The organism is Thermomonospora cellulosilytica, assembly GCF_014138835.1.
GTDB classification, from domain to species: Bacteria; Actinomycetota; Actinomycetes; order Streptosporangiales; family Streptosporangiaceae; genus Thermomonospora; species Thermomonospora amylolytica.
Genome location: NZ_JACJII010000001.1, coordinates 4,962,665 through 4,976,275 on the forward strand (window position 1 = coordinate 4,962,665; position 13,611 = coordinate 4,976,275).

General features: G+C 76.3%; 14 protein-coding genes. 10 read left to right on the plus strand and 4 right to left on the minus strand.

Annotated features, from left to right (window positions below):
• Window positions 1-87 precede the first annotated feature (87 nt).
• Window positions 88-369 (plus strand): hypothetical protein, encoded by a 282-nt coding sequence (locus HNR21_RS23195; RefSeq protein ID WP_119730516.1) that lies wholly within the window; start codon window positions 88-90, stop codon window positions 367-369.
• 106 nt (window positions 370-475) lie between these two features.
• Here HNR21_RS23195 and HNR21_RS23200 read toward each other — a convergent pair whose 3' ends face one another.
• A complete protein-coding gene (locus tag HNR21_RS23200) occupies window positions 476-1,063 on the minus strand; it encodes a TetR/AcrR family transcriptional regulator (protein ID WP_119730517.1) in 588 nt (195 codons plus the stop codon).
• A 130-nt stretch (window positions 1,064-1,193) separates the two neighbouring features.
• Between HNR21_RS23200 and HNR21_RS23205 the strand changes: the two genes are divergently transcribed.
• From HNR21_RS23205 to HNR21_RS23220, 4 genes are all read left to right on the plus strand, one after another.
• Window positions 1,194-2,132, plus strand: a complete 939-nt coding sequence (locus HNR21_RS23205; protein WP_312881191.1) for an ATP-binding cassette domain-containing protein — start codon at window positions 1,194-1,196, stop codon at window positions 2,130-2,132.
• Window positions 2,129-2,932 carry an ABC transporter permease gene (locus tag HNR21_RS23210; RefSeq protein WP_312881192.1) on the plus strand — a complete coding sequence of 268 codons (804 nt, stop codon included), beginning with the start codon at window positions 2,129-2,131 and terminating at the stop codon, window positions 2,930-2,932. Before HNR21_RS23205 ends, HNR21_RS23210 begins: the two co-directional genes overlap by 4 nt.
• Window positions 2,933-3,007: 75 nt before the next feature.
• The gene (gene add, locus HNR21_RS23215) at window positions 3,008-4,018 is read left to right on the plus strand and encodes an adenosine deaminase (protein WP_182706849.1); all 1,011 of its coding nucleotides are present in this window, start codon (window positions 3,008-3,010) and stop codon (window positions 4,016-4,018) included.
• 67 nt (window positions 4,019-4,085) lie between these two features.
• Window positions 4,086-5,180 (plus strand): hypothetical protein, encoded by a 1,095-nt coding sequence (locus tag HNR21_RS23220; protein ID WP_182706850.1) that lies wholly within the window; start codon window positions 4,086-4,088, stop codon window positions 5,178-5,180.
• A gap of 101 nt (window positions 5,181-5,281) precedes the next feature.
• Here HNR21_RS23220 and HNR21_RS23225 read toward each other — a convergent pair whose 3' ends face one another.
• Window positions 5,282-5,479 carry a hypothetical protein gene (locus HNR21_RS23225; protein ID WP_182706851.1) on the minus strand — a complete coding sequence of 66 codons (198 nt, stop codon included), beginning with the start codon at window positions 5,477-5,479 and terminating at the stop codon, window positions 5,282-5,284.
• Window positions 5,476-7,353, minus strand: coding sequence for a hypothetical protein (locus tag HNR21_RS23230; RefSeq protein WP_220500273.1), 1,878 nt, complete (start codon window positions 7,351-7,353; stop codon window positions 5,476-5,478). The genes HNR21_RS23225 and HNR21_RS23230 overlap by 4 nt, the downstream gene beginning before the upstream one ends.
• Before the next feature lie 140 nt (window positions 7,354-7,493).
• Here HNR21_RS23230 and HNR21_RS23235 point away from each other — a divergent pair, with 140 nt between their 5' ends.
• The 3 genes from HNR21_RS23235 to HNR21_RS23245 all read left to right on the plus strand — a co-directional run bounded on the left by HNR21_RS23235 (window position 7,494) and on the right by HNR21_RS23245 (window position 9,812).
• A complete protein-coding gene (locus tag HNR21_RS23235) occupies window positions 7,494-7,898 on the plus strand; it encodes a cupredoxin domain-containing protein (protein ID WP_182706852.1) in 405 nt (134 codons plus the stop codon).
• 1 nt (window position 7,899) lies between these two features.
• Window positions 7,900-9,213, plus strand: coding sequence for a hypothetical protein (locus tag HNR21_RS23240; protein WP_182706853.1), 1,314 nt, complete (start codon window positions 7,900-7,902; stop codon window positions 9,211-9,213).
• Window positions 9,214-9,347: 134 nt separating this feature from the next.
• Window positions 9,348-9,812, plus strand: coding sequence for an SRPBCC family protein (locus tag HNR21_RS23245; protein WP_119730521.1), 465 nt, complete (start codon window positions 9,348-9,350; stop codon window positions 9,810-9,812).
• Window positions 9,813-9,839: 27 nt separating this feature from the next.
• Here HNR21_RS23245 and HNR21_RS23250 read toward each other — a convergent pair whose 3' ends face one another.
• Complete coding sequence (locus HNR21_RS23250) at window positions 9,840-10,751, minus strand: LysR family transcriptional regulator (RefSeq protein WP_119730522.1); 912 nt, start codon at window positions 10,749-10,751, stop codon at window positions 9,840-9,842.
• Between the two features lie 84 nt (window positions 10,752-10,835).
• Here HNR21_RS23250 and HNR21_RS23255 point away from each other — a divergent pair, with 84 nt between their 5' ends.
• Both HNR21_RS23255 and HNR21_RS23260 read left to right on the plus strand, forming a co-directional pair.
• Window positions 10,836-11,924, plus strand: a complete 1,089-nt coding sequence (locus HNR21_RS23255) for an aminotransferase class V-fold PLP-dependent enzyme (protein ID WP_182706854.1) — start codon at window positions 10,836-10,838, stop codon at window positions 11,922-11,924.
• Between the two features lie 530 nt (window positions 11,925-12,454).
• Window positions 12,455-13,237, plus strand: coding sequence for an HAD-IIA family hydrolase (locus HNR21_RS23260; RefSeq protein WP_119730524.1), 783 nt, complete (start codon window positions 12,455-12,457; stop codon window positions 13,235-13,237).
• The last annotated feature ends 374 nt before the right edge of the window (window positions 13,238-13,611 follow it).

Sequence of the window (13,611 nt, forward strand, 5' to 3'; positions counted from 1 at the left end):
TTGGTTCCCGTATGGGCGTTCCGGGTGGTTAACGGTCGGAGGGGCGGGGCACGTCACCGCCGGTAACCGACGTTCTCGGGGGGAACAATGATCACGTTGCTGCGCCGGGTGGGCATCTCGTCCTCCATGATGTACACCGCCGGGATCGCCTCGATCGGCCTGTCGGTGGCGAGCTGGTTCGCCTCCAAGAACCTGGAGGCGGCGAGTCTGGCGCGGGCCGACCGGTGGGGCATCTTCGTGGGCCAGTGGGCTCCGACGTTCTTCGCCCTCGGCTGTGCCCTGCGGCTGGAGGAGCAGTGGGGGGAGACCACCCGCGCCGACGCCCGCATGATGGAGCAGCCGGCACCGGAGACCATGCCGGTCGGCTGACCCGGCACTCAGGCGCCGCCCGGCACGGTCTTCGGGGCCGGGCGGCCGCGGGCCGGGCGGGCACCGCGCGGCGGGTCACCGGTCCCGGCGGCCGCGGGCCGCGGGGTCAGGGGCGGCGGATGCCGTTCTCGAGGGTCTTGATGACGGTGGCGGTGACGCCGTGGCGGGGCAGGACGCCCAGGGCGGCGGCCTCCAGGCCGGTGTAGACCAGGGCCCACAGGGTGTGCTGGATCCACCCGACGGGCAGGTCGGGGTCGAAGACGCCGGCGCGCTGGCCGCGTTCGATGAGGTCGAGCATGGCGCGCTCGCCGGCGGTGGGGCGTTCCCCGACGCTTTGCAGGGTGACGCCCTCGAGGGTGCGGGGGTCGCCGAACAGGAACAGCAGCCGGTCGCCGACTTCGACGTGGGCGGCGACCAGGCGGCGCAGCGCCTCGGCCGGGGGTCCCTGGTCGATGGCGGCGTCGGCGACGGCCTGCTCGATGAGCCGGAGGGAGTCCTCGACGGCGGCCTTGATCAGCTCGTCGCGGTCGGGGAAGTAGCGGTGCAGGGTGCTGCGGCCCACGTCGGCGGCCGCGGCGATGTCGGCCAGCGTGGCGGTGCGGTTGCGGGCGAGCACGGAGGCGGCCGCGGCGAGGATGGCGCGGCGGGTGCGGCTGCGGGTTCCCGATTCGGCCGGCACTGGAGTCCCCCTCATGGCATCGGAAGTTATCACCGCCTCCCACCGCGGGATCCCCGGCACCCCCGATGGGACATTGATATCTCATTAATGTATGTTCGACTCCATGAGTTGGAGTTTTGATTCCCACCCGGTGGGTGGGGGGCCGGTGATCGAGGCGGAGGGGCTGCGCAAGCGGTTCGGCCGTACGGTCGCGCTGGCCGGTGTGGACCTGCGGGTGGGCCGGGGCGCGGTGTGCGGGCTGCTGGGCCCCAACGGCGCCGGCAAGACCACCGTGGTGCGGATCCTGGCCACGCTGCTGCGCCCCGACGGCGGCCGCGCCCGCGTCGCCGGCCGGGACGTGGCCGCCGACCCGGCGGGGGTCCGCGGCCGCATCGGGCTGGCCGGGCAGCATCCCACGGTCGACGAGATCCTCACCGGGCGGGAGAACCTGCGGCTGTGGGCGCGGCTGCACCATCTGGGCGCGGCCGAGGCCCGCCGCCGCGCCGACGAGCTGCTGGAGCGGTTCGGCCTGGCCGACGCCGCCGACCGGCGGGTGCGGCACTACTCGGGCGGGATGCGCCGCCGCCTGGACCTGGCGGCGGCGTTCCTGCGGGCGCCGCGGGTGCTGTTCTTGGACGAGCCGACCACCGGCCTGGACCCGCGCAGCCGCGACCAGGTGTGGCGGGCGGTCCGGCAGATGGCCGCCGACGGCACCACCGTGCTGCTGACCACCCAGTACCTGGAGGAGGCCGACCGGCTGGCCCACCAGATCGTGGTGCTGGAGGGCGGGCGGGTGATCGCCGACGACACCCCGGCGCGGCTGAAGGACCGCCTGGGCGGCGACCGCGTCGACGTGGTGGTCGCCGAGGCGGACCGCCTCGGCGACGCCGCCGCCGTCCTGTCCCGGGTCGCCGGCGCGCCGGCGGCCGTGGACGCCGCGGCCCGGCGGGTCGGCGTCCCGGTCCGCGACCGGATCGGCACGCTGATCGCCGCGGCGCGGGAGCTGCGCGGCGCCGGGGTGGCGGTGGAGGACCTGCAGCTGCGCCGCCCCACCCTGGACGAGGTGTTCCTGCACCTGACCGGCAGGACGGGGACCCGGTCGTGATCGCCTCGACGATCGTCGCGGTGCGGTGGGCGCTGGCCGACGCGTGGGCGCTGGCCCGCCGCGGCCTGGTCCACTGGGTCCGCAACCCCGGCATGGTCGCCGGGGTTCTGGCCTATCCGGCGGTGATGGTGCTGCTGTTCGGCTACGTGCTGGGCAGCGCGATCCAGGTGGCCGGCGGCGGCGACTACCGCGAGTTCCTGATGCCGGGGATGTTCGCGCAGACGATGGCGATGGGGGTGGTGTCCACGATGATCGTGGTGGCCGCCGACGCCGCCCAGGGGGTGACCGACCGGCTGCGGGTGCTGCCGGTGTCGCGGGCGGCGCCGCTGCTGGGCCGCTGCCTGGCCGACATGGTGAACGGGACGCTGGAGCTGGCGATCCTGGCCGGGTGCGCGCTGGTGGCCGGGTGGTCCTGGCACCGGGGCCCGGCGGCGGCGCTGGCGGCGGTCGGGCTGCTGCTGGCGCTGCGGCTGGCGATGGTGTGGCTGGGGATCTGGCTGGGGCTGGGCCTGAGCCCGCAGGGAGCGCAGGCGGCGTGGATGCCGGTGCTGCCGGTCACGTTCCTGTCGGCGACGTTCGTGTCGCCCGCCCAGCTGCCGGGCTGGCTGGAGCCGGTCGCGGCGTGGAACCCGCTGTCGGCCACGGTCACCGCCTGCCGGGACCTGTTCGGCAATCCCGGGGTGGCCGGGGACGGGTGGGCGGCGCGGCACGCGCTGGAGCTGGCGGTCGCGTGGCCGGTGGTGATCATCGCGGTGTGCGCGCCGCTGGCGGTCCGCCGCTACCGCCGCCTGGACCGCTGACGCGGCGGCCGCGGCGGCGGGCACGGCGGGAAAATCGCGGTGCGGCGGCGGGGCCGGGTGACGTACCGTACGCCGGTGCGTGATCTGCTGACGCTCCCCAAGGCTCATCTGCACGTTCATCTGGAGAGCACGGTGCGGCCCGCCACGCTGCGCGAGATCGCCGCCGCCAACGGGCTGCCGGTCCCGCCGGACCCGCCGCCGGGCGGCGCGTTCGGCGGGTTCGCCGGCTTCTTCGCCTACAACGACCTGGTCCGCGCCTGCCTGCGCACCCCGGCGGACTTCCACCGGATCGCGCGGGAGTTCTGCCACGACGAGGCCGCCCAGGGCACCGCCTATGCGGAGGTGTCGTTCAGCGCCGCCGCGCACGGGGAACGCCTGGGCGACCCGGACATGCCGCTGCGGGCGGTGCTGGAGGGCCTGGCGGCCGGCCGCGCCGAGACCGGGGTGGAGGTCCGGGTGATCCTGGACCATTCGCGGCGCCGCCCGGTGGAACGCGCCTGGCGGACCCTGGAGCTGGCCGAACGGTACGCCCCCGACGGGGTGGTGGCGGTGGGGCTGGCCGGGGACGAGGCCCATCCGGCGGCGCCGTTCGTCGAGGTGTTCGCGGCGGCGCGGGCGGCGGGCCTGCACGTGGTGCACCACGCCGGGGAGGGGGAGGGACCGGCCGGCGTCCGGGAGGCGATCGGCCCCGGCGGCGCGGAGCGCATCGGGCACGGCATCCGGATCCTGGAGGACCCCGCCCTGGTGGCCGAGGTGCGGGACCGGCGGCTGCCGCTGGAGGTGTGCCCTTCGTCGAACGTGGCGCTGGGGTTCGCGCCGTCGCTGGCGGAGCATCCGCTGCCGCGGCTGCGGGAGGCGGGGCTGGTGGTGACGGTCAGCACCGACATCCCGGCGCCGATCGGCACGCCGCTGGCCGCCGAGTACGCCCGTCTGCGGCGGGTGTTCGGGTACGGCGACCGGGTGCTGGCCGAGCTGGCGGCCGCCGGGGTGTCGGCCTCGTTCGCCCCGCCGCAGGTCAAGGACCGGCTGCTGGGGCGGATCGCCGCCTGGGCGCGGGGGGCCGGCGGCGGGCTGAGGGCGGGCTGACGGCGCGGGTGCCGCCGCCGCGGGCCGCGGGTTATCGTGAAATCCTGGCACGGCAAAGGCGGGGGTAGTGGACGAACGGCACGAAGCAGCGCGGCCGCGGCGGGCGGCGCTCCCCGCACCCGCCACCGGCGACGACATCGACCGGCGCACCGATCATCAGACCGATCACGACACCGGCCCCGGCACCGATCACGGCACCGGGCAGGGCGCCGGCCGGGACGACGCGGTGGTCGGCGCGGTCGTGGTGCGCGGCGCACCGCGGCCGCCGATGCCACTGGTGCCGCCGGTGCCGGACGCGGTGCGGCGGCGGGCCGCGCAGGCGGCCGAGGACGCCGCCGCGGTGATCGTGCGGCGGCTGGCGGGCACCCCGGTGATGCGGGCGGCCGAGCAGGCCGCCCGGGACGCGATGATCACGGCGGCGCAGACGGCGGCCGAGCGGGCGCTGGCCGAGGCGCGCACCGCCGCCGGCGGCAACCGGCTGGCCGGCACGGCGCTGGAGGCGGCGGCCGCGGCGGCGCGGCTGGCCGGGCGCGGGGGCCGGCCGATGGCGGGCCGGGCGCTGCGGCTGGCGGCGGCGCATCCGCTGGGCCGCGCCTCGATCGCGACCGCGCTGGAGCTGGCGGCCTCCCCGGTGGTGACGGCGGCGGCCCGCGCGGTCACCGACACGGTGCTGGATCCGCTGCTGGACGCGGCCGCCGACGCCGCCGTCGACGTGGTCATGGACGCCGGCGCCGACGTGGTGCGGGCGGTGCTGGCCGACGCCGCCCGGCAGCTGGCCGCCCGCGCCGCCGGGCAGGCGGCCGGTGCGGTACGGGACCGGGCGGTGCGCGCGGTGGCCGGGACGGGCGCGCTGCCGCTGGTGTCGGCGGTGGCGGGTCTGGCGGCGTCGCTGGCGGGGGATGTGGCCGCCGATCTGACCGGGTCGCGGGACGCGGCGCCGTTGCGGGCGGCGCTGGCGACGGCCGGCGGCCGGGCCGGGCGGCTGGCCGCCTCGGCGATCGAGCCGCTGCTGTGGGACCTGATCCGCGAGCCGCTGCGGGCGGCGCTGAAGCACACCCTGCGTGAGACGCTGCGGGACGCGGCCCGCCAGGTGGCCGCCGACGCCCTGCGCGCCGCCGCCGAGGCCGCCCGCACCCCCGAGGACCCGCCCGAGCACCCCTGACCCGCGGGCTGGCCCGCGCCCGGCCGCCCGCTGTGCGGGGGAGGGCGGTTGCACAGCGGGCGGGTCCGGGTGCCCCCGGCGGGCGGTGCGGGCCGGGGGTGTCAGGGGCGGGGGTCGTCTTCGCGCTCGTCTTCGTGTTCGTCTTCGTGGTCGTCGGTGCGGTGGCGGTCGCGCCAGATGACGACGGCGATGACGGCGACCACGATGAACGTCGGGACGAAGAACGGGACGGCGCTGATCAGCGGGTGGGAGGCCAGCACCCCGGCCGCCCCGTCCATCCCGGCTGCGGGGCCGGTCATCGGGCGGTCTGCGGCACCGGGTCGGCGGCGCCCTCGGTTCCGGCCGGTCCGGCGGTGCCCGCCGGGCCGGAGAGTGCGGCGGGGCTGCGGCGCGAGACCCGGTTCACGCCCCAGCCGAGGGAGATGACCAGGGTGAGGGTGCAGGCGAGCACGACCGCGGAGGCGGCGGCCCACCACCAGCCGGGCACGTCGTCCTTGAGCTCGCGCTGCAGGATGGCGCGTTCGGTCTGCACCGGCCGGGTGAGGGGGTCGGTGGCGGGGACGGCGGGCGCGTCGATGGCGGGGTCGGCCGGCAGGTAGATCGGGACGGCGGCCAGGGACCGGCCGTCGTGGAGGCGGATCATGGTCTTCCAGGTGCCGTCCAGCGGCATCGGCTCGCTGGTCCGGTACACCCCGTTCCCGATCCGCCGCAGGGGGTGGACGTGCAGGTCGCCGCCCTGCCAGCCGGTGATGGTGAGCCAGGCCGGGGCGTCGGCGGCGCCGGCCGGCCGCAGGGTGACGGTGGCGTGGGCGGTGCGGCCCGCCCCGGGGGCGGGCCGCAGGTCGACGGTGGCCTGCACGCCGGTGGGGACGGTGGTGAGCAGTCCGTTGGCGACGGCGGCGGCGACGGCGGCCAGCGCGGCGGCGAACAGGGTGCGTGCGACGGCGGGCCGGGGCATGCGGCCCTGCAGCCCGAGGGCCAGCAGCGCCCCGCACACGCCCCCGGCCAGGCCGCCGGTGACGGCCATCAGCGTGCCCTCGGCGAGGATGTCGCCGCTCCAGGGGAGCCGGAACGCCACCTGCGTCCAGGCGTACTCGGCGGCGAAGCCCACGGTGCCGACCAGCAGGCCGCCGACGGCGCCGAGCAGCAGCGGCCGCCGGGCCAGCGCGAGCGCGGCCAGCTCGATCAGGATCGCCTCGGCCAGGTACATCGGCACGGCCGCCCACAGTTCCCCGATGACGGGGCCGACCAGCACCGACACGCCGCCGCGGACCAGCAGGTAGAACGCCGCGGCGCCGAGGGCGGCGCCGCGGCCGGCCCACAGCCGCACGGCGACCAGGGCGCAGGCGGCGGCCATGGCGATCAGCAGCGGCTGGAACACCAGCCGGAACTGGGGGACGCCGAAGTCGAACTCGGCCTGGAACACCGACAGCCCGATGAGCAGGCCGCCGCCGGACATGACGCGCCGCACGTACCGCAGCCGCCCGCCGGGCGCGCCGGGGACGTCGGGGGCCGAGGCCAGGCGGCCTTCGCGTTCCAGGACCATCATGGCGACCAGCGACAGGCCCGCGCCGCCGATGAGCATCAGGTGGGTGGGTCCCCACAGGGTGACGTCCTGGCCGAAGATGCGGTGCCACACGTCGTCGAGGGGGAATCCGAGCAGGGCGTAGAACCCGGCGCCGGCCAGCAGCGCCCCGCCGGTGGGGGCGTGCCAGTCGCGGGTGATCCGCAGTGACGCGGGCCCGGGCCGTTCGCCCTTGGGCAGGGTCATGGCCAGCACGCCGGCGGTGAAGATCCCGAACAGGCCGATCAGGATGGGGTAGTGGGCGAGGTTGGCCAGCGGCCCCTCGTCGCGGCCCTGGGTGATGTGCAGGGAGATGTCCCAGTACATGCCCAGCAGCGCGGTCAGCAGCGACCAGAACGCCACCATCATCGGCAGCGCCGCCCAGCCGGGCATGCCGCGGCTGGGGCCGCGGGAGGCGGCCGCGGCGGCCAGCCGGCCCAGCAGGGCGATCCGGCCGGTGCGGTGCCCGGCGCCCAGCACCAGCAGCACGGCGGTCAGCGCGCCGGCGCCGCCGGTGGCGATGAGGACCTGGTCGAGGGCGGCCCCGCCGGCGGGCGGCGCTTCCTCGGCGATCACGCGCAGCGCGTGCTGCGTCCGTTCGTCCCACACGGCTCGGTCTCCATTCGTGCGCCCACGGGGCGGTCATGCCCCCGCATGCCAGGAGTATGTCATCCTTCAATGTGTCATTGTCCAGTGTCACGTTGTGTGGTGTCACGCACTGAGCGGAGCACCGAGCGAAAGAGGCACCGATGCGCGCACGCCGCCCCCTCGCGGCCCTCGCCCCGGCCGCGGCCCTGGTCGCGGCCCTGGTCGCCGGCTGCGGAGAACCCGCCGCCCCCGCCCCCGCAGGACCCGCCGGCGGCCCCTCCGGGACCGCGGCGGCGTCCCCGGCGGTGGTCCCGATCACCGTCACCGTCCGCGGCGGACGCGTCACCCCCGAGCCCGGCCGGATCACGGTGGACCGCGGCGCCCGCGTCCGCATCACCGTCACCTCCGACGCCCCGGACGAGTTCCACCTGCACGGCTACGACCGCGCCCTGGACCTGCGGCCGGGGAGCCCGGCGGTGCTGGAGCTGACCTGCGACGTGCCGGGGGTGTTCGAGGCCGAGCTGCACCACTCCGGCGCCCGGGTGTTCGAACTGCAGGTCGGCTGAGGTGGACCCGCTGCTGCTGGCCCACGGCCTGGGCGGCCGCACCGACCTGCCACTGGACCCGCTCGGCGCGATCGCCGGCGGCGGGATCGCGGTGGCCGCCTCGTTCTGGGCGCTGACCGCCGCGTGGAAGCGGCCCCGGCTGCGTCCCGACGCCGGCCGCCCCGTCCCGGCCGCCTTGGAGGCCGTGGCGGGGTCGCGGGCGGTGACGGCGGCGGGCCGGGCGGTGGCGCTGGCGGCGCTGGCCCTGGTGGTCGCGGCCGCGTTCGCCGGCCCCGGCGACGAGCGCCGCAACCTGGCCCCGTGGGCGCTGTACGTGACGTTCTGGGTGGGGCTGGTGCCGCTCAGCGTGCTGGCCGGGCCGGTGTGGCGGCGGATCAACCCGCTGCGGACCCTGCACGCCGCCTGCTGCCGCCTGACCCGCCTGGACCCGGCCGGGCGGCGGCCCGCCCCCGGCGGCCACTGGCCGGCGGCGGCGTGGCTGACGGCCTTCGTGTGGCTGGAGCTGGTCGCCCCCCACCGCGCCGACCCCCGCCTGGTCGGCGCCGTGATCTGCGGGTACGCGGTCGTGAACGTGGCGGCGGCGCTGTACTTCGGGCGCGGCTGGTTCGCCCGCGGCGACGGCTTCGAGGTGTACGCGACCCTGCTGGCCCGCATGTCCCCGATCGGCCGCCACCCCCAAGGGCGGCTGGTGTGGCGCACCCCCCTCACCGGCCTGACCCGCGACCCCGACCAGCCGCCGGAGCGGGGACTGGCGGCGGTGGCGTGCGTGCTGATCGGGTCGACCGCGTTCGACGGGATCACCCGCACCACCTACTGGCGCGACACCGTCGACCCCGGCAGCGTCACCGCCGGCACCCTCGGCCTGGCCGCCGCCATCGCCCTGGTCACCGCCCTGTACCTGGGGGCGCTGCGCGTCACCGCCGCCCTCACCGGCCTGGACGCCGCCGCCCTGCCCGGCCGGTTCGCCCCCACCCTGCTGCCGATCGCCCTCGGCTACACCCTCGCCCACTACTTCTCGTTCTTCCTGCTGGAAGGGCAGATGACGGTGATCTTGGCCGGTGACCCGTTCGGCGCCGGATGGGACCTGCTGGGCACCGCCGGGCACCGCGTCGACTACGACCTGGCCCCGCCGATGCTGGTGGCGCAGGTGCAGGTGAACGCGATCGTGCTGGGCCACATCGCCGCCACCGTCGCCGCCCACGACCTGGCGCTGCGGCTCGGCCCGCCCGGCCGCGCCGTCCGCGGCCAGCTCCCGGTGGCCGCCGTGATGGTCGCGCTGACCTGCGCCGGCCTGTTCGCCCTGCTCAGCGGGTGATCCGCCGCCCACCGGGCCGCCACCGGCCCGGGCCTCCCGCACCGGGCCGTGCGGCCCGCGCCACGCCCGCCGGGCGTTTAACGACCTTTTGCCCGGGGACGCAAGCCGCCCCGAACGAAAGGAGAAAATCCCCCATGAGCACGATCGAGCAGTCGGTCGACGTGGAGGTCCCCGTCCGCACCGCCTACGACCAGTGGACCCAGTTCACCGAGTTCCCCCGCTTCATGAAGGGCGTGGAGCGGATCGACCAGATCACCGACACCCGCACCCACTGGCGCACCAGCATCGGCGGCGTCACCCGCGAGTTCGACGCCGAGATCACCGAGCAGCGGCCCGACGAGCGGATCGCCTGGCGCACCGTCGACGGCCCCCGCCAGGCCGGGGTGGTGACGTTCCACCGGCTGGCGCCCGGCCGCACCCGCGTCATGCTGCAGATGGAGTACGAGCCCGACGGCGTCGTGGAGAAGGCCGGTGACGCGCTGAACATCGTGCAGACCCGCATCAAGGGCGACCTGGACAAGTTCAAGGAGTTCATCGAGTCCCGCGGCGCCGAGACCGGCGCCTGGCGCGGCGAGGTCGGCCAGGACCCCACCCGCTGACCCCGGGCGTCCGGCCCGGCCGCCCGGTCAGGCGGCCGGGACGCCCGGCCCGGGCGGGGCCTGCCGCGCGGCGGCGACCAGCTCGTCCAGCAGCGCCGCCACCGCCGGGGGCCGCCCGCCCGCCGGGACCAGCGCGCTCACCCGCCGCCACCCCAGCTCCGCGGCCTGCAGCACCGCCACCTGCGGATCGGTGTGCACCGTGAACGCCAGCCGCGGCAGCGCCGTCACCGCCAGCCCCCGCCCCACCAGCCGCTGCACCGCCACATGGTCGTCGGTGGCGAACGCGATCCGCGGCTCGAACCCCGCCCGCAGGCACGCCCGCGTCAGATGCCCCCGGCACCGCTCGCACCCGGCCGCCCACGCCTCGTCGGCCAGATCCGCCAGCCGCACCCGCCCCGCACCGGCCAGCCGGTGCCCGGCCGGGACCGCCGCCAGCACCGGATCGGTCAGCAGCGGCACCTCCCGCCACCCCGCCTCCGGCGTCTCCTCGTAGGAGAACACCACCGCCACGTCCACCTCACCGGCCTTCAGCGCCGCCAGCGCCTCCGGCGGCTCGGCCTCCAGCAGCGACACCGTCACCTGCGGCGCCCGCTCCCGCAACGCCACCAGCGCGTCCGGCAGCAGCCCCGCCGCCGCGGTCGGGAACACCGCCGCCCGCACCCGCCCCGCCCGCAGCCCGGCGATCGCCGCGATCTGCTCCTCGGCGTCGGCCAGCCGCGCCAGCACCGCCTCGGTGTGCTCCACCAGGATCCGGCCCGCCTCCGTCAGCCGCACCCCCCGCCCGTGCCGCACCACCAGCGGCGTCCCCAGCTCCCGCTCCAGCCGCGCGATGTGGTGCGACACCGCCGGCTGCGTGTACGCCAGCGCCTGCGCCGCCGCGGTCATCGACCCCCGCCGCGCCACCTCCCGCAGAATCCGGGCCCGATGCAGATCCAGCACACCCGCACGATATCAACACCGCTTATGGATCCCCCAGAAAACAGTCCTTTGCCTAATGCCTCGCATGTGGGCCAGCATCGACCCATGTCCCAGCGCCTGCCGATCGCCGCCGCCCAGGCCGAGTTCACCACCGACCTCACCTACCTCAACACCGCCACCTACGGCCTGCCGCCCCGCCGCGCCCACCAGGCCATGCTCGACAGCGAAACCGACCGCTACGCCGGACGCCTGTCCGTCCCCGCCGCCGACCAGGCCGTCGCCCGCTGCCGCACCGCGTTCGCCCGCCTGCTGGGCACCGACCCCGCCCGCGTCGCGGTCGCCTCCCACGCCTCCTACTTCGTCGCCCTGGCCGCCGCCTCCCTGCCCGCCGGCGCCACCGTCCTGGTCGCCGACGGCGACTTCACCTCCCTGCTGTTCCCGTTCCTGGCCCGCCCCGACCTGACCGTCCGCTCCGCCCCCCTGGAACACCTGCCCGACGCGGTCACCCCCGGCCTCGCCATGGTCGCGGTCTCGGCCGTGCAGTCCGCCGACGGCCGCATCGCCCCCCTCGAGGACCTCATCACCGCCGCCCGCGCCGCCGGCGCCCGCATCCTGCTCGACGCCACCCAGGCCGCCGGATGGCTCCCGCTGCCCACCGACCGCGTCGACCTCCTCGTCGCCTCCGGCTACAAGTGGCTGCTCGGCCCCCGCGGCACCTGCTTTTTGACCGGCACCGACGACGCCCTGGCCGCCCTCCCGCCCCTGGCCGCCAACTGGTACGCCGGCGAGGACCCCTGGGAGGCCATCTACGGCGCCCCGCTGCGCCTGGCCCACGACGCCCGCCGCCTGGACCTGTCCCCGGCCTGGCAGTGCTGGACGGGCCACGCCCCCGCCCTCGAACTCCTCGCCGACGTCGGCGTCCCCGCCATCCACGACCACAACGTCGCCCTGGCCAACCGGTTCCGCGCCGCCCTGGGCCTGCCGCCGGGGGAGTCGGCGATCGTCTCCCTGCCCGTCCCCGACGGCACCGCCGAAACCCTCCAGGCCCACGGCATCATCACCAGCGTCCGCGCCGGCCGCCTGCGCTGCGCCTTCCACCTGTCCACCACCGTCGCCGACGTCGACCACGCCGCCGACGTCCTCACCCACCACCTCACCCACCACCTCGGCCGCCGCCTCCCCGCCGCCGTCTGACCCCGCGACCGCCCCGGCGGGCCACCGGGTGCGGACCCGCGTATCCCTTCACCGCCCCGGGTCCGGCCGCGCCGTCGACGATCCGGCCGGGCGGGGCCCAACTCCCAAGGGCGTCACCCGGACCCTCCGCAGCGTCGGCTCCCTACCACAGCTGTCCAGGATCGTCGTCCTGCCGAAGGACTCCGATGCCACCGTGCCGCTCAGGGGGCCATGCCACCGAGCCACGGACCCCGCGGCCCGAGCCCACCGGTCGTCGTACCGCACACGCCGCGCGGACTTGCCTGACACGCCGTGCGGACTTGCCTGCGGCAAAGCCGCCGACATCACGCACTCCCGGCCGTCAACCGGGCGCGGTCCGCCGTTCACCACAGGCGGCGCCGTCGAGGACGGGCAGGAAGACGACCGCCGACCCACGCGGCGGAGCACCCGGGACCGCGTGGAACCGGCCGGTCAAGCCCACGTTGTGGTCGTGGACGGCGGACGGGCCGATGATCCGCGCGTCGGGAGATCACTGCTGAGACAATGACGGCATGAACGAACCCGAGGCCATCGAATACTGGCTGACCGACATGGACGGCGTCCTGGTGCACGAAGGCCACCCCGTGCCCGGAGCCGCCGAGTTCATCGCCCGCCTGACCGCCTCGGGCAAACGGTTCCTGGTCCTGACCAACAACTCCATCTACACCCCCCGCGACCTGTCCGCCCGCCTGGCCGCCGCGGGCCTGCAGGTGCCCCCCACCGCCATCTGGACCTCCGCCCTGGCCACCGCCAAGTTCCTCGACGACCAGCGGCCCGGCGGCTCCGCCTACGTCATCGGCGAGTCCGGCCTCACCACCGCCCTGCACGAGGCCGGCTACGTCCTGACCGACCTGGACCCCGACTACGTCGTGCTGGGGGAGACCCGCACCTACAGCTTCTCCCAGATCACCAAGGCCATCCGGCTCATCGAACGCGGCGCCCGCTTCATCGCCACCAACCCCGACCCCATCGGCCCCTCCCACGAGGGCTCCCTGCCCGCCTGCGGCGCCGTCGCCGCCATGATCAGCAAGGCCACCGGCGTCGCCCCCTACTTCGTCGGCAAGCCCAACCCGCTGATGATGCGCAGCGCCCTGAACGCCGTCGAGGGCCACAGCGAGTCCACCGTCATGATCGGCGACCGCATGGACACCGACGTCGTCGCCGGCATGGAGGCCGGCCTGCGCACCATCCTCGTCCTGACCGGCGTCACCCGCTCCGCCGACGTCGACCGCTACCCCTACCGCCCCACCCGCGTGCTCCCCTCCATCGCCGACGTCATCCCCCTCATCACCTGACCGCCGACGCAGCACGCCCACCCACCGGCCTCAAGGCCCCGCCGGTGGGGGAGCGGCACCCGTACGACACGGCCCCACCGACCGGCCCCTCTGGTGCGGGCCGCGTTCCCCAAGCACGATCGCGCCGCCCAGATGCGAGGAACGGGAAGCCGCCGCAAGGCACACCCGCTCCCGTTCTCCGCAAGATGAACGGCGGAACCGCCGCACCGTGCGCACGCCTGTGCATCCCGAACACGGCATCCTCGTCTTCAAACGGCCCCGGGGACCGGCGGCGTCGAACACCCGGTGAGAAGTCCGGAACGGGGCTCAGGGGACACCGGTGGAGGCGCCGCCCGCCGGGCGGGTGCGGTGGCGGGTCACCGCCGGGAATGCCC